This window comes from Allobosea massiliensis, assembly GCF_042655245.1.
Classification (GTDB): domain Bacteria; phylum Pseudomonadota; class Alphaproteobacteria; order Rhizobiales; family Beijerinckiaceae; genus Allobosea; species Allobosea massiliensis.
In genome coordinates this window covers 53200-73858 of the sequence record NZ_JBHSLU010000046.1, presented here as the reverse complement: position 1 = coordinate 73858, position 20659 = coordinate 53200, and the positions used below count along the sequence as shown (strand labels likewise).

Annotated in this window: 21 protein-coding genes; 13 read left to right on the top strand and 8 right to left on the bottom strand. The window is 69.4% G+C overall.

The features are described from left to right. Nucleotides 1-21: 21 nt before the first annotated feature. From ACFPN9_RS15310 to ACFPN9_RS15285, 6 genes are all read left to right on the top strand, one after another. A complete protein-coding gene (locus ACFPN9_RS15310; protein ID WP_245282365.1) occupies nucleotides 22-1257 on the top strand; it encodes a D-alanyl-D-alanine carboxypeptidase family protein in 1236 nt (411 codons plus the stop codon). Next, entirely contained in the window at nucleotides 1254-1916 is a 663-nt protein-coding gene (gene tmk, locus ACFPN9_RS15305; protein WP_066720505.1) for a dTMP kinase, read from the top strand. The genes ACFPN9_RS15310 and tmk overlap by 4 nt, the downstream gene beginning before the upstream one ends. Nucleotides 1917-1982: 66 nt before the next feature. Then, a complete protein-coding gene (locus ACFPN9_RS15300; protein WP_067254035.1) occupies nucleotides 1983-3053 on the top strand; it encodes a DNA polymerase III subunit delta' in 1071 nt (356 codons plus the stop codon). A 19-nt stretch (nucleotides 3054-3072) separates the two neighbouring features. Further along, nucleotides 3073-4632, top strand: a complete 1560-nt coding sequence (gene metG, locus ACFPN9_RS15295) for a methionine--tRNA ligase (protein WP_066718373.1) — start codon at nucleotides 3073-3075, stop codon at nucleotides 4630-4632. Continuing rightward, complete coding sequence (locus ACFPN9_RS15290; protein WP_066718371.1) at nucleotides 4632-5432, top strand: TatD family hydrolase; 801 nt, start codon at nucleotides 4632-4634, stop codon at nucleotides 5430-5432. Before metG ends, ACFPN9_RS15290 begins: the two co-directional genes overlap by 1 nt. Nucleotides 5433-5442: 10 nt before the next feature. After that, complete coding sequence (locus ACFPN9_RS15285; RefSeq protein WP_066718369.1) at nucleotides 5443-6240, top strand: MBL fold metallo-hydrolase; 798 nt, start codon at nucleotides 5443-5445, stop codon at nucleotides 6238-6240. A gap of 124 nt (nucleotides 6241-6364) precedes the next feature. Here ACFPN9_RS15285 and ACFPN9_RS15280 read toward each other — a convergent pair whose 3' ends face one another. After that, nucleotides 6365-6856, bottom strand: a complete 492-nt coding sequence (locus ACFPN9_RS15280) for a class I SAM-dependent methyltransferase (protein ID WP_066718367.1) — start codon at nucleotides 6854-6856, stop codon at nucleotides 6365-6367. 215 nt (nucleotides 6857-7071) lie between these two features. Between ACFPN9_RS15280 and ACFPN9_RS15275 the strand changes: the two genes are divergently transcribed. Further along, entirely contained in the window at nucleotides 7072-8049 is a 978-nt protein-coding gene (locus ACFPN9_RS15275; protein ID WP_377817222.1) for a Bug family tripartite tricarboxylate transporter substrate binding protein, read from the top strand. 48 nt (nucleotides 8050-8097) lie between these two features. On the opposite strand, the gene ACFPN9_RS15270 is transcribed toward ACFPN9_RS15275, so the two are convergent. Further along, complete coding sequence (locus ACFPN9_RS15270; protein WP_066718364.1) at nucleotides 8098-8661, bottom strand: regulatory protein RecX; 564 nt, start codon at nucleotides 8659-8661, stop codon at nucleotides 8098-8100. After that, on the bottom strand, nucleotides 8661-9080 hold the full coding sequence (gene arfB / locus ACFPN9_RS15265) for an alternative ribosome rescue aminoacyl-tRNA hydrolase ArfB (RefSeq protein WP_066718362.1): 420 nt from the start codon (nucleotides 9078-9080) through the stop codon (nucleotides 8661-8663). Before arfB ends, ACFPN9_RS15270 begins: the two co-directional genes overlap by 1 nt. A gap of 39 nt (nucleotides 9081-9119) precedes the next feature. Between arfB and mazG the strand changes: the two genes are divergently transcribed. The 5 genes from mazG (at nucleotide 9120) to rimO (ending at nucleotide 14438) form a co-directional block, all read left to right on the top strand. Continuing rightward, a complete protein-coding gene (gene mazG, locus ACFPN9_RS15260) occupies nucleotides 9120-9956 on the top strand; it encodes a nucleoside triphosphate pyrophosphohydrolase (RefSeq protein ID WP_066718360.1) in 837 nt (278 codons plus the stop codon). A 113-nt stretch (nucleotides 9957-10069) separates the two neighbouring features. Beyond that, nucleotides 10070-11527, top strand: a complete 1458-nt coding sequence (gene cysG / locus ACFPN9_RS15255; RefSeq protein ID WP_066718356.1) for a siroheme synthase CysG — start codon at nucleotides 10070-10072, stop codon at nucleotides 11525-11527. Between the two features lie 84 nt (nucleotides 11528-11611). Further along, nucleotides 11612-12046, top strand: coding sequence for an OsmC family protein (locus tag ACFPN9_RS15250; RefSeq protein WP_066718348.1), 435 nt, complete (start codon nucleotides 11612-11614; stop codon nucleotides 12044-12046). Further along, nucleotides 12043-12909, top strand: coding sequence for a sulfurtransferase (locus tag ACFPN9_RS15245; protein WP_066718346.1), 867 nt, complete (start codon nucleotides 12043-12045; stop codon nucleotides 12907-12909). The genes ACFPN9_RS15250 and ACFPN9_RS15245 overlap by 4 nt, the downstream gene beginning before the upstream one ends. Before the next feature lie 209 nt (nucleotides 12910-13118). Further along, nucleotides 13119-14438, top strand: a complete 1320-nt coding sequence (rimO, locus tag ACFPN9_RS15240) for a 30S ribosomal protein S12 methylthiotransferase RimO (RefSeq protein WP_066718344.1) — start codon at nucleotides 13119-13121, stop codon at nucleotides 14436-14438. 96 nt (nucleotides 14439-14534) lie between these two features. Here the strand turns inward: rimO and ACFPN9_RS15235 are convergent, their stop codons facing one another. From ACFPN9_RS15235 to ACFPN9_RS15225, 3 genes are all read right to left on the bottom strand, one after another. Next, nucleotides 14535-14876, bottom strand: a complete 342-nt coding sequence (locus ACFPN9_RS15235; RefSeq protein ID WP_377817221.1) for a hypothetical protein — start codon at nucleotides 14874-14876, stop codon at nucleotides 14535-14537. Nucleotides 14877-14943: 67 nt separating this feature from the next. Then, nucleotides 14944-16014 (bottom strand): hypothetical protein, encoded by a 1071-nt coding sequence (locus ACFPN9_RS15230; RefSeq protein WP_156446454.1) that lies wholly within the window; start codon nucleotides 16012-16014, stop codon nucleotides 14944-14946. A 96-nt stretch (nucleotides 16015-16110) separates the two neighbouring features. Next, entirely contained in the window at nucleotides 16111-17085 is a 975-nt protein-coding gene (locus ACFPN9_RS15225) for a quinone oxidoreductase family protein (RefSeq protein WP_066718340.1), read from the bottom strand. A 166-nt stretch (nucleotides 17086-17251) separates the two neighbouring features. Between ACFPN9_RS15225 and ACFPN9_RS15220 the strand changes: the two genes are divergently transcribed. Next, nucleotides 17252-18409 (top strand): UbiH/UbiF family hydroxylase, encoded by a 1158-nt coding sequence (locus tag ACFPN9_RS15220; protein WP_377817220.1) that lies wholly within the window; start codon nucleotides 17252-17254, stop codon nucleotides 18407-18409. 5 nt (nucleotides 18410-18414) lie between these two features. On the opposite strand, the gene ACFPN9_RS15215 is transcribed toward ACFPN9_RS15220, so the two are convergent. Together ACFPN9_RS15215 and ACFPN9_RS15210 are read right to left on the bottom strand one after the other, a co-directional pair. After that, nucleotides 18415-19530: a CaiB/BaiF CoA transferase family protein gene (locus ACFPN9_RS15215; RefSeq protein WP_066718336.1), complete on the bottom strand. Its 1116-nt coding sequence runs from the start codon at nucleotides 19528-19530 to the stop codon at nucleotides 18415-18417. Between the two features lie 33 nt (nucleotides 19531-19563). Further along, nucleotides 19564-20535, bottom strand: coding sequence for an AEC family transporter (locus tag ACFPN9_RS15210; RefSeq protein ID WP_066718333.1), 972 nt, complete (start codon nucleotides 20533-20535; stop codon nucleotides 19564-19566). Between the last annotated feature and the right edge of the window lie 124 nt (nucleotides 20536-20659).

The following is a 20659-nucleotide window of genomic DNA, read 5'->3' as shown; positions in this document are numbered from 1 at the left end:
GGCCTCTGCTTGAGATCGGGCATGACGATGGCCGGTTGCATCAGGGAAGGGGCCTCGGCCCGTCACGAGGCCCGCAAAGGCCCGTCGCACTGGCTTCGCCTGGCAATCGGTGCCTCGCTCGCCTTTGCGGTGACGCTGTCGAGCGTAGCGGCGCAATCCTTCCAATCCGCCGCGCCCTATGCAGTGCTGCTCGATTCCGCCAGCGGCACCGTTCTTTATGAGAAGGCCGCAGACGAGCTGATGGCGCCGGCCAGCATGGCCAAGGTCGCAACCGCGCTCGTCGCCTTCCAGGAAATCGCCCAGGGCAGACTCACGCTGGACAGCGAGATCTCCATTTCCGAGAACGCCTGGCGCAAGGGCGGCGGTGTCTCCGGTGGATCGACGATGTTCGCCCAGCTCAACAGCCGGGTGAAGCTCTCCGATATCCTGCACGGCATCATCGTCCAGTCCGGCAACGATGCCTCGATCGCGCTCGCCGAGGCCGTGGCCGGTGACGAGGCGACCTTCGCCCGGATCATGACCGAGCGCATGCGCGGGCTCGGCCTGCCGAAATCGGTCTTTCGCAACGCCACCGGCATGGGTGACCCGCAGCAGAGGGTCACGGCCCGCGAGATGGCGCTGCTGGCCGACCACATCATCAAGACCTATCCCGAGCACTACCGAATCTTCGGCGAGCGGGAGTTCACCTGGAACAAGATCCGGCAACAGAACCGCAACCCGCTGCTGACTATGGATATCGGCGCGGACGGGCTGAAGACCGGCAACATCGATGAGTCCGGTTATGGTCTCGTGGGCTCGGCGGTCCAGAACGGTCAGCGGCTGATCGTGGTGGTCAACGGGCTCAAGACCGGCCGCGAGCGCGCCAACGAGGCGCGGAAACTGCTGGAATGGGGTTTTCGTGCGTTCGAGGCGCGCCGCATCTTCGAGGCCGGCGAGATCGTCGGCGAGGCCAGCGTCTTCGGCGGCGAAAAAGGTCGCGTCGGCCTCAAGGCCAAGGGACCCGTCAGCCTGCTGCTCCCGCGCGGCAGCAGCGAGCGGCTGAACGCGCGCATCGTCTATCGCGGCCCGCTGACCGCTCCGCTTCAGGAGGGTACTGAGGTTGCGCGACTGCTCGTCACGCGCGGCGAGGTCAAGACGCTCGACATTCCCCTCTACACCGCCGAGAGCATCCAGACCGGCACGCTGCAGAGCCGCGCGCTCGACGCGCTGCTGGAGGCCGCCACAGGCTGGGTCCGCAAGGCGATGGGCCGCAGTTGAGACCGGCGGCGGCAGCGGGGCGCCTCATCACGCTCGAAGGCGGGGAGGGGGCTGGCAAATCCACGCTGGCGCGCGCGCTCAAGGAGCGCGCGGAACAACTCGGTCTGCAGGTCACGCTGACGCGCGAACCGGGAGGCTCGCCCAAGGCGGAGGCGATCCGCGAGGTCATCCTCTCGGGAGCCGTCAAGGAGCACGGCCCTTTCGTCGAAGCGCTGATGTTCTCGGCCGCGCGCATCGACCATATCGACCGCCTGATCCGGCCCGCTCTCGCCCGGGGCAACTGGGTGCTCTGCGACCGCTTCATCGATTCGACCCGGGCCTATCAGGGCGCCCTCGGCAGGGTCGACGCGGCCCTGCTGGCGGAACTGGAAGCCGTCACCATCGACGGCCTCCTGCCGGACTTGACGCTGATCCTCGATCTCGATCCCGCCATTGGCCTGGCCCGCGCCGCGCGCCGCCGGGCACCCGACGAGGCCGTCGACCGCTTCGAGGGCGAGGCGCTGGCCTTCCACCGCACGCTGAGGCAGGCCTATCTCGACATCGCCGCCGCCGAGCCGCAGCGCTGCGTCGTGCTCGACGGGGCGCTGCCGCCAGCGGCGCTGGCCCAAGCCGCCTGGACGGCCATCCGCGAGCGGCTGCCGGCGCCACAACCCGCCTGACGATCGGGGCTTGCCCCGCCGCCAGCCCCGGCCCAAAGACGGGCAAGGCGCGACGAAGGACCGACCATGCTGCCCACAACCGACGAGCCGGACCGGCTGCCCAGCGCCCCGCATCCGCGCGAGACGCTGGCGCTGATCGGCCACGAGGCGCAGGAGCGGGCGTTTCTCGCGGCGCTCGCCTCTGGGCGGATGCATCATGGCTGGCTGCTCGGCGGACCGGAGGGCATCGGCAAGGCGAGCTTCGCCTATCGCGCCGCGCGCTTCGTCCTCGCCGCGGGCGACCCCGCCGGCCGCGCCGCAAGCGCGACCTCGCTCGCCATGCCGGAGACCGACCCGGCGACGCGCCGGATCATGGCGCAGTCCCATCCCGACCTGCATCTGCTGCGCCGCATCCCGAAGCCGGACGGCAAGAGCTACACCAGCAACATTCCGGTCGATGCCGTCCGCCGCGTGCTCGACCGCTTCGGCGCCAGCGCGGCCGAGGGCGGCTGGCGCGTCTGCATCGTCGATTCGGCCGAGGATATGGACCGCTCGGCGGCCAACGCCCTGCTGAAGCTGCTCGAGGAGCCGCCGCCGCGCGCGCTGTTCCTGATCGTCGCCCATGCGCCCGGACGGATGCTGCCGACGATCCGCTCGCGCTGCCGGCTGATGACCTTCGCCGCGCTGGAGGAGGCTCAGGTGGCGCAGGCTGGCGAGACGGCGCTGGAGCGGATGGGCGGGCCCTTCGACGCCTCCGCCATCCGTCGCGCCGCCCATCTCGCTGACGGCTCGGTGCGACGCGCCCTGACCTATGTCGATCCCGAGACGCTGGCGCTGGTCGAGGCCGTGCGAGCCCGCCTCGACGCGCTCCCGCGGCTCGACCTGACGGCGCTGATGGCGTTGGCCGAGGATGTCGCGGGCAAAGCCGGCGAGGGCGACTTCGCCATCATGGTCGAAACCGTCCAGAGCTGGCTTTCGGACCATCTCCACGCGCATGCTGCAGCGCAACCGGCGCGTCTTGCACCGCTGGCGGAGGTATGGGACAAGCTGGGAGCAGCGGCCCGCGACGTCGAAACCTACAATCTCGACCGCCGCCCGCTGGTGATGACCCTGTTTCATGATCTGTCGGATGCGGTTGCCCGCTCGCGCGCAGCGTGAAGCGAACCCCGGATCGACGATGGCGACCGCCCCGAAATTCTATCTGACGACCGCGATCCACTACACCAATGGGCCGCCGCATATCGGCCACGCCTATGAGATGGTGGCCTCCGACGCGATTGCGCGCTTCAAGCGGCTCGACGGCTACGACGTCTTCGCCATGACCGGCACCGACGAGCACGGCCAGAAGGTGCAGCGCACGGCCGCCCAGAACGGCCAGTCGCCGAAGGAATTCGTCGACGGCATCGCCGGCCGCTTCCAGGAGATGGAGCAGCGGTTGGGCTGTTCCTTCGACCGCTTCATCCGCACCACCGACGCCGACCACCTGCCCTCGACGCAGGAGCTGTGGCGGCGGATGGAGGACAATGGCGACATCTACCTGTCCAAATATGCCGGCTGGTACTCGATCCGCGACGAGGCCTTCTATGCCGACGAGGAAACCACCCTACTGGCCGACGGCACGCGCCTGGGCGGGCAGGGGACGCCGGTCGAATGGGTCGAGGAGGAGAGCTACTTCTTCCGGCTGAAGGCCTATCAGGAGCGCCTGCTGAAGCTTTACGATGAGGTGCCGGACTTCGTCTCGCCGCCGACGCGCAGGAACGAGATCGTCTCCTTCGTGAAGAGCGGGCTCGAGGACCTCTCGATCAGCCGGACGACCTTCGACTGGGGGCTGCCCGTGCCGGGCGACCCCAAGCATGTGATGTATGTCTGGGTCGATGCGCTGAACAACTACGTGACCGGAACCGGCTTTCCCGATCCGCAGAACCCGCGCGCGCATTACTGGCCGGCCGATGTCCACATCATTGGCAAGGACATCGTGCGCTTCCACACGGTCTATTGGCCCGCCTTCCTGATGTCGGCCGGCCTGCCTCTGCCCAGGCGTGTCTTCGGCCATGGCTTCCTGCTCTCCAAGGGCGAGAAGATGTCAAAATCGCTCGGCAATGTCGTCGACCCCTTCGGGCTGGCGGATGCCTATGGCGTCGATCAGCTGCGCTATTTCTTCCTGCGCGAGGTCTCCTTTGGCCAAGACGGCAATTACAGCCACGAAGCCATCGTCGGCCGCATCAATGCCGACCTCGCCAACGACCTCGGCAACCTCGCCCAGCGCTCACTGTCGATGATCGCCAAGAACTGTGAGGGCCGGGTGCCGCCTTGCGGCGTGCTGACGGAGGCCGACCAGGCCATGCTGGCGCTGGCCGACGCCGCGCTGGGCAAGGCACGCGAGGCCATGACCGACTTCGCGCTGCATGTCGTGCTGTCCGAGATCTGGGCGGTGGTGGCGGAAGCGAACCGCTATTTCGCCGTCAACGAGCCCTGGCGCCTGTCCAAGACCGACCCCGAGCGGCGCGACACGGTGCTCTACGTCACCGCAGAGGTGCTGCGGCAGGTCGCGATCCTGGTCCAGCCGGTGATGCCGTCCTCCATGGCCAAGCTGCTCGATCTCCTCGGCGTGCCCGCGGAGAAGCGCGATTTCGCCGCATTGGGCGAGGGCGGTCGTTTGACGTCCGGTACGGCGCTGCCGGCCCCGAGCGGCATCTTCCCGCGCTATGTCGAGCCCGAAGGCGGCGAGGCCGCCTGATGCTGATCGACACGCATTGTCATCTCGATTTCCCGGATTTCGCCGAGGAGCTCGAGACCTATGTCGCCCGCGCCGACGCGGCGGGTGTCGGCCGGATGGTAACGATCTCGACGAGAGTCGCGCGCTTTCCGGCCTATGCGGCGATCGCCGAGCGCTTTGCCTCCGTCTGGTGCAGCGTCGGCACCCATCCCCACGGCGCGCATGAGGAACTGGACGTCACCGCCGAACAGCTCGTCGCGCTCTCGGCCCATCCCCGCTGCGTCGCCATCGGCGAGGCGGGGCTCGATTATCACTACGACAAGAGCCCGCGCGAGGCTCAGGCCCAGGGGCTGCGCGTCCACATTGCCGCTGCGCGGATCACCCAGCTGCCGCTCGTTATCCATGCTCGCCAGGCCGACGACGACATGATCGCGATCCTGCGCGAGGAGATGGGGAAGGGCGCCTTCCCCGCCATCCTGCACTGCTTCACGGCCGGCGAAGCGCTGGCGATGACGGGTGTCGAACTCGGCCTCTACGTCTCCTTCTCGGGGATCCTGACCTTCAAGACGTCCGAGGAGCTGCGCCGCATCGCCCGGATGGTTCCGCGCGACCGCCTGCTCGTCGAGACCGACGCGCCCTATCTCGCGCCCGTCCCGTTCAGGGGCAAGCGCAACGAGCCGGCCTATGTCGTTGAGACGGCTAAAGTTCTTGGGGATGTGCTGGGCCTGTCCTTCGCGGAGGTTGCGGCGCTGACCACGGCGAATGCGCGGCGCTGCTACTGGAAGATGGACCACGCCGCGCCGCTTGCGCAGGTCGCCTGAGGACGCCGCCATGAGCCTGACGGTGACGATCCTCGGCTGCGGTTCGTCCGGCGGCGTGCCGCGTCCGGCTCTCGGCTGGGGCGATTGTGACCCGACCGAACCGAAGAACCGCCGCCGCCGCTGCTCGATCCTGGTCGAGCGCGACAGCCCGGCTGGAACGACAAGGCTGCTCGTCGACACCTCGCCGGACCTGCGCGAACAATTGCTTGATGCCGGCGTCACGCATCTCGATGCGGTTCTGTTCAGCCATGACCATGCCGACCACACCCACGGCATCGACGATCTGCGCGCGCTGGTCCTGCACAACCGCAAGCGCGTCACCGTCCATGCCGACGCCCGGACGCAAACGTCGCTGACGCGACGCTTCGGCTATCTGTTCGAGACGCCGCCCGGCAGTGCCTATCCGGCGATCCTGGACCTGCAGCCACTGCAGGCAGGCGAACCGCTGGTGATCGATGGTGCCGGCGGTGCCGTCGAGGCACTACCGCTGGCCGTCGAGCACGGGCCAAACTATGAGGCGCTCGGCTTCCGCTTCGGCGGTCTCGGCTATGTGCCCGATGTCAGCCTGATGCCGCGGGCGGCCAAGGCGGCACTCGCCGGACTCGATGTCCTGATTCTCGACTGTCTGCGCGAGACGCCGCATCCGAGCCATTTCAGCCTTCGAGATGCGCTGGCGACGATCGCAGAGTTGAAGCCGGCGCGAGCCGTGCTGACCAATCTTCATGCGGATCTCGATTACAACCGTCTTCGCAACAGGTTGGAGCCCGGGATTGATGTGGCTTTCGATGGGATGAGGCTGAGCGTCTAGCGCACGCTTCGACGAACTGAGCCCACACCAGCATCGGTTTTGGTTCCATAATATGTCTTATGCGAATCGCGGATGGGGGCTCGCGCAAGTTGGCCGACGGTTCCCTCTTCCGCAGCCGGTGGATTTACGCGGACCGTCGATAGGCGAAGTAGCGTCCTTCCGGCACGCCGTCTGGCAACGCCAGCTCATCGAGCAGCGGATGCTCGATCGGCCAGCCACTGACGACCAGCGCCCCGGGCGCCGCCAGGACGACGACATGCGCCGGCAGCCAGGCGAACAGCACGCGATCCCGCTCTGCCACGCCCGTCGTCACATCGGCATGGATCAGCGCGGCGCAGCGGCCGTGGCGCGCCGCGAAGGCCGTCAGCGTCTGCGCCATGTCGCCCGCGACCAGCCGGTCCTCCGGCGGCATCGAGGCTGGGTTCGGTCCGACATCGCGCTCGAAAACGTAGATCTCGCGCTCCGGTAGCCGCTCGCGAAGATGGTCATAGGTGCGCCCGTTGCCGAGGCCGAGCTCGAGCACGAGTCCGTCGCGGCCTCCAATCTCGGCCGCGGCCCAGTCCAGCATGCGTCGCTGCGCCTCCAGACGGCGGATGAAGCTGTCGAGGCGGCTCATGCGAGGCGGAATCCGATGCTGTCACGGGAGCGGCGTCAGGTTGGTGCTCCCGCCCGCATAGCCGCCTCCGCCGCCCGCCGATACCCCCACCAACGGCAGACTTGTCAGGAGGTTCGGCGGATGGCCTTATCCGTCGTGATGCGATGCCCGCTGCCGCGGGCGCAGAACGGCCGCAAAGAGCCGTCGTCACCATCCCAGGGAGGTTTGTCGTCTTCATGCTCACATCACGCGCGCTCGTTTCTGTGGCGGCCGCCGCCACCCTCTGCCTCACGGCTTCCGGGCCAGTGCAGGCTCAGGCCTGGCCGCAGCGGCCGATCACCTTCATCGTGCCCTTCCCGGCCGGCGGCGGCACGGACGCCTTCGCGAGGCCGCTGGCTGCGCAGCTCGACCAGCAGCTGGGCCAGCGCATCGTCATCGAGAATCGCGGCGGTGCCGGCGGCACCGTCGGCGCCTCGGCGGCATCCAAGATGACGCCGGATGGCTACGGCTTCTTCGTCGGCGCGGCGCATCACGCCATCGCCCCGGCGCTCTATCCGAAGCTGGACTACAACATCCAAACCGATTTCATTCCGATCGCCGTGATCGCGCAGCCGCCGCAGGTCATCGTCGTGCATCCCAAGGTGCAGGCGAAGACGGTTGCGGAGCTGATCGCCTATGCCAAGGCCAACCCCGACAAGCTGAACTATGCCTCGGCCGGCAACGGCACGACGCATCATCTCGCCGGTGAGCTCTTCAAGCTCCAGACCAAGACCAGCCTCACTCATGTGCCCTATCGTGGCGCCGGCCCGGCGCTGCAGGACATCGTCGCCGGCCAGGTCGACGTGCTGTTCGACGGGCTTGGCTCCTCGGCGCCGCAGATCCAGAGCGGGCGCCTGCGCGGGCTTGCGGTGGCGGCCCCGACGCGGTCTGACGCGATCCCCGATGTGCCCACCGCCAAGGAGGCTGGGCTCGACAATTACGAGGTCGCGACCTGGTATGCGCTCTGGGCGCCCAAGGGCACGCCGCCGGAAATCGTCACCCGCATGCGCACTGAGGTCGCCAAGGCGCTGCAATCGCCAATGATCGTCGAAGCCTGGAAAAAGAACGGCTCCCCGATCCCGACGCTCGCCGGGGACGATTTCGGCAAATTCGTCGCGGCCGAGGTCGCGCGCTGGGGCAAGGTCGTCGCCGACGCGCAGGTCAAGCTGGAGTGAGGCCAGCAGACGGCAGGGCGGTCGACCGCCCTGCCCGCGCGACGTCCCTCACGCCGTCAACTCCTCCTCGCCCGCGCCGTCGATCACGGCGCGGGCGATCGTCATCGGAAAGCCGGCCCGCGCCAGTGCCGCCAGATCCTTCTGCCGGTTCGCGGCTCGGTCTCCCCGGTTCCAGGGCCCCAGCCGCTTGCGCCGGGCGGCCTTGCGCGCGGCGGCCAGCTCATCTTCCTCGCTGCCTGCGCTCGCCGCCTGTGCCAGTTCACGGTCGACGCCCTTCGCCGAGAGGCTCGCCGCCACGGCCCGCGACGAGCGCCCCTTGCGCTTCAGGCTCGCGGCGCGGGCCTCGGCGAAGCGCCGGTCGTCGACGAGCCCGGACGACACGCAACGCGCCACCACCTCGTCCAGCATCGTCTCGAAACCGGCCGGATCCTGCTCATGGTGACGGCAGCTCGCGGCAACCTTGCGCGCGAGTACGCGGCGCAGCTGCGCCGCCGGCGCCGCATAGCGTTCGAGATAATGCATCGCCGCGCGCTGGAGATAATCGGGCGTGATCTTGCGCGGCGCGCGTCGCTCGGGCCGTCCCCCGTCCGAGCGGCCTCCTCCGAATCCCATCAGTCGGTGCCGGGCCGAGCGCGCCCGGCCTTCACCGCCGAGCGCTTGTCCTTGGAGACCAGCCTGCGCTCCTTGGAGGCCTTGGTGGGCTTGGTGGGCCGGCGCGCCTGCGGCCGCACCGCCGCCTCCCGGATCATCTCCAGCAGGCGGTCGAGCGCCTCCTCGCGATTCCGCTTCTGGCTGCGCTGACCCTGCGCGACGATGACGATGACGCCGTCCTGCGTCAGCCGGCCACCGGCGAGCTTCATCAGCCGGATCGCGACGTCGTTGGGCAGCGACGGAGAACGGCGCGCATCGAAGCGCAGCTGCACCGCGCTCGACACCTTGTTGACGTTCTGCCCGCCCGGACCGGAGGCGCGCACGAAGCTTTCCTCGATCTCGCTCTCGTCGATCGCGATGGACGGGGTGACTTGAATCATGGGAGGAACCCTAGAGGATTTCAGCGCGAGTTTCAGCCTTTGCAGCCCTCCCCCGACATCGCCCGCCTGATCGAGATCATGGCGGCCCTGCGCACGCCGGGCAGTGGCTGCCCCTGGGATCTCGAGCAGGACTTCGCCTCGATCGCGCCCTACACGGTCGAGGAAGCCTATGAGGTCGCCGATGCGATCGCCCGCGGCGATAGGGTCGACCTGAAGGACGAGCTCGGCGATCTCCTGCTCCAGGTCGTCTTCCACGCCCGCATGGCGGAAGAGGAAGGCGCCTTCGCCTTTCCGGACGTGGTCGAGGCGATCACCGCCAAGCTGATCCGCCGCCACCCGCATGTCTTCGGCGAGGCGCGCGACCTCGCGCCTGAGCAGGTCAAGGCGCTCTGGCACCGCATCAAGGCACAGGAGAAGCGAGACAAGGCCGAAGCCCGCCGGGCCGCGGGCTTGCCGGACAAGCCCGAGGAAAAGGGGCTGCTGGCTGGCGTCACCCAGGGCCTGCCCGCCCTCACCCGGGCCTGGAAGCTGCAGGCGCGCGCCTCCACCGTCGGCTTCGACTGGAACGATGCCCGCCTCGTGCTCGACAAGATCCGCGAGGAGACGGCCGAGATCGACGAGGCGCTGGCCTCGGGCGACAAGGCCGCCATCGCCGAGGAGATCGGCGACCTGCTCTTCGTCGTCGCCAATCTCGCCCGCCATGTCGATGCCGACCCGGAAGGCTGCCTCCAGGCCGCCAACGCCAAGTTCGAGCGCCGTTTCAAGGGCATCGAGCAGAGACTGGAGGCGCAGGGCCGCACCGCTGCGCAGGCGGATCTCGCCGAGCTCGAGGCGCTCTGGCAGCAGGTCAAGCGGGACGAGCGGGCACCCGGCTGACCGCGCGCCGCGTCATAATGGTTCGGTCCTTGCCTGCGGCGCCGGTGGCGCCGGACGGAAGCGACGAAGGGACGGCGTGACAGGACAGGCGCGATGCGCCAGAGACGAAGACGATGAGACAAAGACGTCCCGAGGCCGCTAGCGGCCGCCGCATCGAACCGCTCGCGACGCTGCCGCTGTTCCACAAGCTGGCGGGGCGCAAGGTCGTGCTCGTAGGCGGCAGCGAGGGCGCCCTCTGGAAGGCCGAACTGCTGGCCGCGACCGGCGCCGAGGTAGCGGTGTTCGCGCGCGAAGGGGCCGAGCTATTCGCCGCCCTCGCCGCGGCCCCGCCGGCCGGCACGGTCGTCGTCCATGCGCGCGGCTGGGAGGCGGAGGACCTCGCTGGCGCTGCGCTGGCGATCGGCGATATCGAGGACGCCGACGAGATCGAAGCCTTCGTCGCCGCAGCCCGACGCGCCGGCGCACCGGTCAACATCGTCGACAAGCCTGATTTCTGCGATTTCTCCTTCGGTACGCTGGTCAACCGCTCGCCGCTGATCGTGGCGATCTCGACCGACGGCGCTGCCCCCGTCTTCGGCCAGGCGATCCGCACCCGCATCGAGACGCTGCTGCCCGCGACGCTGAAGGCCTGGGCCCAGGCCGCCAAGGACTGGCGCCCCGCCGTGCAGGCGCGCGAACTGCCCTTCGCCCTGCGACGCGCCTTCTGGGAGCTGTTCACCGCGAGAGCGATGAGCGAGTCCGGCCGCCTGCCGGAGGAGGCGGACCGCGCGGAGCTGTTCGCATCGCTGGAGCGCATCGAGGCCGCGCCGGGTCGCGGCCGGGTCTCGCTCGTCGGCGCCGGCCCCGGTGACGCGGAACTCCTGACCCTGAAGGCGATCCGCGCCCTGCAGAGCGCCGACATCATCCTCTATGACGATCTCGTCTCGCCGGGCGTACTCGAGCTCGCGCGGCGCGAGGCCAAGCGCATGATGGTCGGCAAGACCGGCTACGGCCCCTCGGTCAAGCAGAGCGACATCAACGCGCTGATCGTCTCGCTCGCCGGCCAGGGCAAGCATGTCGTGCGGCTGAAGGGCGGCGACCCCGGCATTTTCGGCCGTGCCGGCGAGGAGATCGAGGCCTGTCGGGTCGCGGGCCTGCCGGTGACAATCGTGCCCGGCATCTCGGCCGCGCAGGGCGCGGCGGCGACGCTGGGGGTCTCGCTGACGCATCGGGACCATGCGCGCCGGCTGCAGTTCGTCACCGGTCACGCCCGCAGCGGCGAATTGCCGGAGGATCTCGACTGGCGGGCCATGGCGGACCCCGCCGCCACCACCGTGATTTACATGGCCCGCGCGACGCTGGCCGGCTTCCGCGACCGGGCCCTCGCCGCCGGTCTCGACCCCGCCACCCCGGCCGTCGCCATCCAGTCGGCGACGCGGCCGGACGAGCAGCATCTGCGCGCCACCATCGCCACCCTGCCCGAGCGGATTGCGGAGTTGCCCAGGGGCGGCCCCGTTCTGGTCCTGGTCGGCCATGCGCTGGGCCAGGCCCAGGCCGCCGCTTCGGACGAGGCGCAGCTGCGCCGCGCCTGACGTCGCTGCGCGCAACGGTCTCGCCTCATGCCGATCGGGCGGCTATGCCTATCGGCGAAGCAGGATCGCGAGGAACGAGAAATCATGAAAGCACGGGCGCGTTGGGTCGAAGGCATGGCCTTCATGGGCGAATCCGGCAGCGGCCACGCCGTCGTGATGGATGGCGCGCCGGAATATGGCGGTCGCAATCTCGGCATCCGGCCGATGGAGATGCTGCTGATCGGGCTGGCTGGCTGCACCGGCTTCGACGTCGTGCAGATCCTCAAGAAGGGGCGCGAGCCGATCACCGGCTGCGAGGTCGAAGTCGAGGCGCAGCGCGCCACGGAGGACCCCAAGGTCTTCACCCAGATCCACCTCGCCTACCGCATCAGCGGGCGCGGCCTGTCGCGGGCCAAGGCGGAGCGGGCCGTGACCCTGTCGAAGGAAAAATACTGCTCAGCCTCGATCATGCTCGGCGCGACCGCGAGCTTCACCTACGCGATCGACATCGTCGACGAACTTGCAGAGGCTGTTGCATGAGCGAGACCCCATTCGCCGGTCTGATCGCCCCCGAGGAGCTGCTGGCACGGCTGGGCGATCCGAAGCTTGTCGTGCTCGACATCCGCTCGTCGATCGACGGCGGCGGCAAGGCCGCCTATGAGTCCGGCCACATCCCCGGCGCCGTCCATACCGATTATGTCGGCGATGGCTGGCGCACCAAAGTCGGCCAGGCGCCCGGTCTGCTGCCGCCACTCGAGCATCTCGCCGCGCTCGTCGGCCGGCTCGGGATCAAGCCGCACTATGACGTCGTCATCGTCCCCGCCGGCGTCAGCGCCACCGATTTCGCCGCCGCGGCGCGCATCTACTGGACACTGAAAACGATCGGCCATGGCCAGCAGGCCATCCTCGACGGCGGCTTCCGCGCCTGGACGGCCGTTTCCGCGCGCCCGGTCGAGACCGGCTCCTCGCCGCAGCGCACGGCCCCGCCCTACCCGGTCGTCATGCAGCAGCGCCTGCGCAGCACGGCCGACGCCACGCTGGTGGCCTCGCGCAGCAAACTCGCGACCCTCGTCGATGCCCGCTCGGCCAGCTATTTCGATGGCCGCGAGAAGGCACCCGAAGCGGCCCGCGCCGGCCATATCCCCGGCGCCTTGTCGCGTGACTATGCCGAGGCTTTCGATCCCGCCACCGGCAAACTCAAGCCGCGCGACGCGCTGGTAGCGCTCTACGGCAGTATCCCCAAGGGCCCGGCGATCTCCTATTGCAACACCGGCCACACCGCCGCGCTCAACTGGTTCGTGCTCGCGGAGCTGCTCGGGCGCGAGGAGGTCTCGCTCTATGATGGCTCGATGACCGACTGGACGCAGGACCCCGAGCGCCCGGTGGCGACAGGGGCAGGCTGACAACAGGGCCGTCATTGCGAGCGCAGCGAAGCAATCCAGGGCCATCGAGCTCTGCCGCTCCTGGATTGCTTCGCTGCGCTCGCAATGACGATGAGGCGTCTTCGCACATAGTCCGCCGCATTTGCCAAACAGCCTGAAAGCGTTCAAAGGAAGCGCGCGCGAGCCTCGGGCCGCGCCGCCTCCATTCAGAGCTGTCGAGTTTGCCGCCGATGAACGCCGTCGCGCCGAAGATTTCTTTCGTTTCGCTGGGTTGCCCCAAGGCGCTGGTCGATTCCGAGCGGATCATCACCTCGCTGCGCTCGGAAGGCTATGAGCTCTCCAAGAGCCATGCGGGCTCCGACCTCGTCATCGTCAACACCTGCGGCTTCCTCGACTCGGCCAAGGCGGAATCGCTCGAGGCGATCGGCGCCGCGATGTCGGAGAACGGCAAGGTCATCGTCACCGGCTGCATGGGCGCCGAGCCCGAGCAGATCCGCGACCGCTTCCCCAACTTGCTCGCGATCACCGGGCCGCAGGCCTATGAGAGCGTCGTCTCGGCCGTGCACCAGGCGCTGCCGCCGCGCCACGACCCCTTCGTCGATCTCGTGCCTGACCAGGGCATCAAGCTGACGCCGCGCCACTACGCCTATCTCAAGATTTCCGAGGGCTGCAACAACCGCTGCAGCTTCTGCATCATCCCGAAGCTGCGCGGCGATCTCGTCTCGCGGCCAATCGGCGAGGTGCTGCGCGAGGCCGAGAAGCTGGTCAAGGCCGGCGTCAAGGAACTGCTGGTGATCTCGCAGGACACCAGCGCCTACGGCCTCGACATCAAGTACCAGCCCTCGCTATGGCAGGACCGCGAGGTGCGCACCCGCTTCTTCGAGCTCGCCCGCGAACTCGGCCAGATGGGGGTCTGGGTGCGGATGCACTATGTCTACCCCTACCCGCATGTCGACGAGGTCATCCCGCTGATGCAGGAGGGGCTGATCCTGCCCTATCTCGACATCCCCTTCCAGCACGCTTCTCCCAATGTCCTCAAGGCGATGAAGCGTCCGGCTCATCAGGACAAGACGCTCGACCGGCTGCGGAAATGGCGCGAGATCTGCCCCGACCTCGCCATCCGCTCGACCTTCATCGTCGGCTTCCCCGGCGAGACCGAAGAAGACTTTCAGTTCCTGCTCGACTGGCTGAAGGACGCCAGGCTCGAGCGCGTCGGCGCCTTCAAATACGAGCCGGTCAAGGGCGCGCCCGCCAACGACCTCGGCCTCCCCCTCGTCCCCGAGGAGGAGAAGGAGGCGCGCTGGCACCGCTTCATGAAGGCGCAGGCCGAAATCTCGACGCGCATCGTCAGGAACCGCGTCGGCAAGCGGATTCCTGTCATCATCGACGAGGCCGGCCCGACCGTGGCCAAGGGCCGCTCGAAATGGGATGCGCCGGAGATCGACGGCAACGTCTATGTCTCAAGCCGCCGCCCGCTGCGCCCGGGCGACATCGTCTCCGTCAAGATCGAGCGCGCCGACGCCTACGACCTGCACGGCGTCGCGGTCTGAGCATTGTCCCGTCATTGCGAGCGCAGCGAAGCAATCCAGGGGACGTCGAGCGCGACCTTCTGGATTGCTTCGCTGCGCTCGCAATGACGATCAGCGTCAGAAGATCTGGCAGATCCGGCGGATGACCTTGCCGTTGCGGTCGCGCGCGACCGTGTTGTCGCCGTTGCAGGCACCCATGGCCTGAGTCTCGTCCTGCGCCGTCCTCCCACCCTTCGGCGGCGTGTCGCGACTGTCAGTCGGGCAGTCCGTTCGCGCCCGGCGCGGCTCGGAAGGGCGCGTCAGGCGCGCCTTGTCCTCGGCGGCGATCGCCAGCGTCAGGCCGGGCGCCCCGGCCGGCAGCGTGACGCGGCCCTGGCGGCCGTTCTGCTGCGCGAGCGCAACCGTCGCGATGGTGAGCGAGGCGAGGAAGAAACCGCAGTAGCGAAGGGCGCGGGACATGGGCGTCACCCGAATGAGCATCAGCGTTCTGCTGACCCTCCTTCGTCGCGGCGGCGCGGCCGTAGGTTCACATCGCCGGTGACACGGCACGGCGGCGCGGCCAAAGCCGTCGCCCCAGCCACCAGCCAAAACGCTGCGCCAGCATGGCGAGCGCGATCGCGTAACCGATCAGGGCGAGCATCCAGCCGACTGCACTGAGGCTGAGCGCCCCCAGCACCAGCGCCCCGCGCCCCAGCACCTTCAGGATCGCCCGCGTCGTCGTGCCCTTGGCCGCGCCGAGCTTCGCCGCCTTGCCGATGTCGCCGGCATCCTCCGCGACGGCGAGCACCTGCCGCAGTCCCCGCGAACCGGTACGCGTATAGACCGCGCCGGCATCCTGACCGAGCGCGGCGAAGCGCGCCATCGCCGCCGGCTTGACGATGCCGCCGGCCGCGACGCGCGCCGCCGCGAGGTCTAGCCGGGACGCCGCCGTCAGGCTCGCATTCAGGGCCGGGCGGTCGATCGCATCGACCGCCGTGCGCGTCAGGTTGGCGGTCAGAGCGGGCGAGAGTATCTTCGCCTTGCTCGCCGCCTTGACCGCGCTCAGGCCGTTGCGGGCCGGCAGCGAACCACCGAGGCTGACCCAGGTCGCGGCGCTAATGGCGAGCCCCGCCGCGGCGATGGCGAGCACGGCGCCGTCAGCCCCCTCCCCGCCGAGCCATTTGCGGCCCTCGACGGCAAGGTCGCGCAGATCGCCATAGCCGGTGACGTCGCCGACGAGCGCGCCCGCGAAGGCCGCGCCGCTCTCGCGGTCGCCGGCGAGGAAGCCCTGGCCGAAATCGCTGACGGCCTGGATGATGGCGCCGTCCTTCAGCGCCTGCAGCTTTTGCCGACGCTCGGCCGACACCGGCAGACCGCGCTCGGCGGCCAGAGCGACGAAGCTCTCGGCCAGTTCCGTGTCGCGCGCCGCCAGCGCCGCGTCGATCTCGGCGTCGATCCGGGCAGCGTTGAGCACGCCTGCGAGGCGCAGGTCGGCCAGTACAGCGGGGTCTTCCGCCGCCGCGACCTCGCGCCAGTGCTGGACGCCCTGCGGCAGCACGAGCGACCCGGCCGCCGCCAGCGACAGCCCGAGCCCGAAGCCGAGCACAACCCGTTTCATCCCGCCTGCGACCCCTGCCCGATCCGTCCCGCACCACCGGGACGAATAGGCGATACCAGTCGATTGGGGCGAGATTTCAAGGCACCGCGCGTCGGCTCAGGGAATCAGCACCGTCGAGCCCGTGGTGCCGCGGCTCTCCAGCGCGCGATGCGCGTTTGCAGCGTCCGCCAGCGCGAAGCGCGCGTTCACCGGCACCACGACCTTGCCGGACGCGACCGCGCCAAACAGGTTAGACGCCATCTCGACCATGGTCTCGCGCTTGGCGATATGGGTGAAGAGCGTCGGCCGCGTCACATAGAGCGAGCCCTTGGGGCCGAGCAGGCCGAGATTGAAGGGCTCGACCGTGCCGGACGCATTGCCGAAGCTTGCCAGCACGCCGAAGGGCTGCAGGGTGTCGAGCGAGGGCAGGAAGGTGTCCTTGCCGACGCCGTCATAGACCACGGCGCAGAGCTTGCCGCCGGTGATCTCCTTCACCCGCGCCACGAAATCCTCCTCGCGATAGAGGATGACATGGTCGGCGCCATGCGCCTTGGCGAGTTCGCCCTTCTCCTTGGAGCCGACGGTGCCGATCACGGCAGCGCCCAGCGCCTTGCCCCATTGGCAGAGGATGAGCCCGGTCCCGCCGGCCGCGGCATGGACGAGGATCGTGTCGCCCGGCTTTACCTTGTAGGTCCGGTGCAGCAGATACTCCGCCGTCATGCCCTTCAGCATCATGCTCGCGGCAGCCTCGAAGGAGACCGCCTCGGGCAGCGCCACCGTCGAGTTGACCGCGACGATGCGCTCCTCGGCATAGGAGCCGAGCGTCGCGACATAGGCCACCCGGTCGCCCGGCTTGAACTCGGTGACGCCCGGGCCGACGGACACGACCTCGCCGGCCGCCTCGTTGCCCGGAACGAAGGGCAGATGCGGCGCGGGATAGAGCCCGGTGCGGAAATAGGTGTCGATGAAGTTGAGACCGATGGCCCGGTTGCGCACCAGAAGCTCGCCCGGCCCCGGCGCCGGCAGCGTGATGTCCTCGAGCTGCAGCACCTCGGGCCCGCCGGTCTTGTGGATGCGGATCGCCTTGACCATGTCGTCATCTCCCTGAACGTTGGGACAGGACCATAAGGCCTTGGCGCGGCTGCGCAACGGGGCCGGGGCGCGGCCGGCGCATCACGTCCCTGCGATCCTGCGACGCCCCGCCCCGTGGCCAATCCCGCCCGTCTGGCGTAACCAGAACGGCATGACGACACCGCGCATGGACCAGGTCGACATCGCCATCGTCGGGGCCGGCGCCGTCGGGCTCGCGGCCGCGCTTGCGCTGGCCGAAGGCGCGCGCCGCATTGCCCTGCTCGGCCCCATCCCGACCCATCGCGATGGCCGCACCGTCGCCCTGCTCGACGGCTCCTGGCGGCTGCTCGGCGAGCTCGGCCTGCATGACGCGCTGGCCGACAAGGCCGCACCGCTGGCCGTGATGCGCCTCGTCGACGACACCGGCAGCCTGTTCCGCCAGCCCCCGGTCGAGTTCCGCGCCTCCGAGGTCGGCCTGCCGGCCTTCGGCTGGAATGTCGAGAATGCCGAGCTGGTCGCAGCGCTGGCGGCCAGGCTCACCACCACCGCCGGTATCCGCCACGAGCCCGGCCTGGTCTCCGGCATCACGCCCGACGAGGACGGCGTCGTGCTGTCGGGCGAGGGCTTTTCGCTGCGGGCCAGGCTCGTCATCGGCGCCGACGGGCGCCGCTCGCGGGTGCGCGAGGCGGCCGGCATCGCCGGCCGCGACTGGGATTATCCGCAGAGCGCTCTGACCGCGATCTTCGCCCATGCCCGCGACCATCGCGACGTCTCGACCGAATTTCATACCCGCAAGGGTCCCTTCACCCTCGTCCCCCTGCCCGGCCGCCGATCCTCGCTGGTCTGGCTGCTCGATCCCGCCGAGGCAGACGGGGTCGCGGCGCTCGACGACGCCGCCTTCGCCCGCCGCGTCGAGCGGCAGGCGCATTCCCTGCTGGGCACGATGCGGCTCGACGGGCCGCGCGGCCGCGTGCCGATGGGCGGGCTCTCGGTCGAACGTTTCGGCGCCGATCGCATGGTCCTCGTCGGCGAGGCCGCCCATGTCTTCCCGCCGATCGGCGCGCAGGGCCTCAATCTCGGCCTGCGCGACGTGACGGCGCTGCGCGATGCGGTGGACGAAACCTCCGATCCCGGCGCGCCGGCGGCGGTCGCGGCCTATGACCGGGCCCGGCAGGCCGATGTGCGCCTGCGCACCGGCGCGGTCGACACGCTCAACCGCACGCTGCTGACCGATCTCATGCCGGCGGATCTGCTGCGCGGCGCCGGTCTCCTGGCGCTGTCCCGCATCGGCCCGTTGCGGCGGCTGGTGATGCGGCAGGGGCTCGCCGGCGGGATGGCGCGGTAGCGCCCCTACCCCAGCAGGCTCTCAGTATCCGCTCCGCTGGCCGCGACCTCGCGCAAGGCCATCGCCTGCTCGCGGAACACCGGCGCCAGCGGCAGCGGCGTCGAGACCAGCCGGCGACCGCCAGGCTCCTGGACCTGCGTGTCGAACAGCCCGCGCGCCGTCAGATGCGGATCGGCCACCGCCTCCTCCAGCGTGCGCACCACCGTGCAGCAGCAGTCACGCGGCTCCAGCGTTTCGCGCCAGTGAGCGGCGGGCCGGCCGGCGATGATCGCCGCAATGCCGGCACGCGTGGCCTCGGGATCGGCGCGGTCGTCGCGCAGGGCGGGCGCGAGCCCGATCGCCTCGCTGAAGGTGTCCCAGAATTTCGGCTCCAGCGCCCCCACCGCCAGGAACCAGCCGTCCTGCGTCGCATAGAGGCCGTAGCGCGGGCTCGCTCCGGTCAGCAGCCCCTCCCCGCCCTCCGGGTAGCTGCCGCTCGCCTGGCCCTGCGCCAGCCCGTACCAGGCGAAGGCCGGCATCGCATCAGTCATGGCGATGTCGAGATGGCAGCCCTGTCCGCTGCGCTCGCGCTGGCGCAGCGCGAGCAGGATGTTGAGCACGGCCGGCATGGTGCCACCGGCGATGTCGGCGACCAGCGGCGGCGGCAGGGGAGCCGCCGCGCCGGCCCGCAGCGACTGGCCGAGCAGCCCGCCGACCGCCTGGTAGTTGATGTCGTGCCCGGCCTCCTGCGCGCGCGGGCCGAACTGGCCGTAACCGCTGATCGAACAGTAGATCAGCCGGGGATTGATCGCCGCAAGCGCCGCAGGACCAAACCCGAGCCGCTCCATCACGCCCGGCCGGAACTGCTCGATCAGGATGTCGGCGGCCTCGATCAGCGGCGTCAGCCGCGCCAGCGCGTCCGGTGCCTTCAAATCGATCTCGACGCTCGCCTTGCCGCGGTTGAGCACGGCATAGGGGGCCGACGTCTCGCCGAAGCGCGGCGGAAAGCGGCGCATCTCCTCCCCGCCCGGCCGCTCGACGCGGATGACCCGCGCGCCGGCCTCGGCCAGGAACAGGCTCGCCATCGGCCCCGGTAGCAGGGTGGAGAAATCGAGGACCGTGAGGTCGTCCAGCGGCAGCATCGGCAATCCGGCGCGGGGCCGGCGGACCGGCGATCAGGGGAAGAGGTCGGCCGCCATCCTGCCCGTCTTCACCAGCCACAGGAAGCCCGTCAGCGACACCATCGAGACGACGGTGCCGATCAGGATGCAGGCCGAGGCGCGGTCGATGCCGACGCGGTACTGCGTCGAGATCATGAAGATGTTCAGCGCCGGCGGCAGCGCCGCCATGATCACGCCGGTGAAGATCCAGATGTCGGGGAAATTGCCGATCGCCGAGAGCAGCAGCCAGATCAGCAGCGGGTGCAGCACGAGCTTGATCGCGACCAGCACCGGCACCTCGGCCGGCAGCGTCTTCATCGGCCGCAGCGCCACGGTGACGCCGAGCAGGAAGAGCGCACAGGGCGCGGCCGCCTGCGACAGCCACAGCGTCATCTTGTCGAGCACCGAGGGCAGCTCGAAATGGGTCGCGCTGGCGAGGATGCCGAGCAGCGTCGCGACGTTGAAAGGATGCGTCGCGACCTGCCAGGCGACCTGCCGGGCGGTATCGAGCGGGCTCTTCTTCTCGACGCCCGCCAGCGCCATCAGAAAGGGGATGATCGAGAACAGCAGCAGGCTGTCGAAGACGAAGATCAGCACGAGCGGCGCGCTCGCAGCCGGCCCCAGCGCCGCCAGCAGCAGGGGCGGACCCATATAGCCGATGTTGGAATAGGAGCCGGCGACGCCCTGCATCACCGCCTGCGGCAGGTCGCCTCGCGTCGCCCGCAGGCCGACCGCAAGCGACAGCATGAAGACCAGGAAGGTCGACAGCGTCGTCGCCAGGATGAAGCGGCCATTGGCCAGTTCCGTCACCGGCTTGTCGGCGATCAGCCGGTAGAACAGCGGCGGCAGCGCGACATAGATCAGGAAGAACTGCAGCCAGACCAGCCCCGCCTCTGGCAGGCGCTTCCACCGGCCGATGACGAAGCCGAGCAGGATCAACCCGAAGAAGGGCGCGACGAGATTGGCGATGGTGGCGAGATCGGCCATGCGGTCGACAGTCCCAGCGGAGGCGCCGACCGCGAGAGGGATCGACCTGCCCGGCGCTGTTTAGCCGGTGCCGGCCCGCACGCAAGACGCAAGGACGCCGGGGCGTCCAGCGAAGGATGCGGGC

Excerpts from the sequence above, each read along its gene's own strand:
- ACFPN9_RS15310 (WP_245282365.1), top strand. The coding sequence starts at position 22 with ATGACGATGGCCGGTTGCATCAGGGAAGGGGCCTCGGCCCGTCACGAG.
- ACFPN9_RS15300 (WP_067254035.1), top strand. The coding sequence starts at position 1,983 with ATGCTGCCCACAACCGACGAGCCGGACCGGCTGCCCAGCGCCCCGCAT.
- metG (WP_066718373.1), top strand. The coding sequence starts at position 3,073 with ATGGCGACCGCCCCGAAATTCTATCTGACGACCGCGATCCACTACACC.
- ACFPN9_RS15290 (WP_066718371.1), top strand. The coding sequence starts at position 4,632 with ATGCTGATCGACACGCATTGTCATCTCGATTTCCCGGATTTCGCCGAG.
- ACFPN9_RS15285 (WP_066718369.1), top strand. The coding sequence starts at position 5,443 with ATGAGCCTGACGGTGACGATCCTCGGCTGCGGTTCGTCCGGCGGCGTG.
- ACFPN9_RS15280 (WP_066718367.1), bottom strand. The coding sequence starts at position 6,856 with ATGAGCCGCCTCGACAGCTTCATCCGCCGTCTGGAGGCGCAGCGACGC.
- ACFPN9_RS15275 (WP_377817222.1), top strand. The coding sequence starts at position 7,072 with ATGCTCACATCACGCGCGCTCGTTTCTGTGGCGGCCGCCGCCACCCTC.
- ACFPN9_RS15270 (WP_066718364.1), bottom strand. The coding sequence starts at position 8,661 with ATGGGATTCGGAGGAGGCCGCTCGGACGGGGGACGGCCCGAGCGACGC.
- arfB (WP_066718362.1), bottom strand. The coding sequence starts at position 9,080 with ATGATTCAAGTCACCCCGTCCATCGCGATCGACGAGAGCGAGATCGAG.
- cysG (WP_066718356.1), top strand. The coding sequence starts at position 10,070 with ATGAGACAAAGACGTCCCGAGGCCGCTAGCGGCCGCCGCATCGAACCG.
- ACFPN9_RS15250 (WP_066718348.1), top strand. The coding sequence starts at position 11,612 with ATGAAAGCACGGGCGCGTTGGGTCGAAGGCATGGCCTTCATGGGCGAA.
- ACFPN9_RS15245 (WP_066718346.1), top strand. The coding sequence starts at position 12,043 with ATGAGCGAGACCCCATTCGCCGGTCTGATCGCCCCCGAGGAGCTGCTG.
- rimO (WP_066718344.1), top strand. The coding sequence starts at position 13,119 with ATGAACGCCGTCGCGCCGAAGATTTCTTTCGTTTCGCTGGGTTGCCCC.
- ACFPN9_RS15235 (WP_377817221.1), bottom strand. The coding sequence starts at position 14,876 with ATGTCCCGCGCCCTTCGCTACTGCGGTTTCTTCCTCGCCTCGCTCACC.
- ACFPN9_RS15230 (WP_156446454.1), bottom strand. The coding sequence starts at position 16,014 with ATGAAACGGGTTGTGCTCGGCTTCGGGCTCGGGCTGTCGCTGGCGGCG.
- ACFPN9_RS15225 (WP_066718340.1), bottom strand. The coding sequence starts at position 17,085 with ATGGTCAAGGCGATCCGCATCCACAAGACCGGCGGGCCCGAGGTGCTG.
- ACFPN9_RS15220 (WP_377817220.1), top strand. The coding sequence starts at position 17,252 with ATGGACCAGGTCGACATCGCCATCGTCGGGGCCGGCGCCGTCGGGCTC.
- ACFPN9_RS15215 (WP_066718336.1), bottom strand. The coding sequence starts at position 19,530 with ATGCTGCCGCTGGACGACCTCACGGTCCTCGATTTCTCCACCCTGCTA.
- ACFPN9_RS15210 (WP_066718333.1), bottom strand. The coding sequence starts at position 20,535 with ATGGCCGATCTCGCCACCATCGCCAATCTCGTCGCGCCCTTCTTCGGG.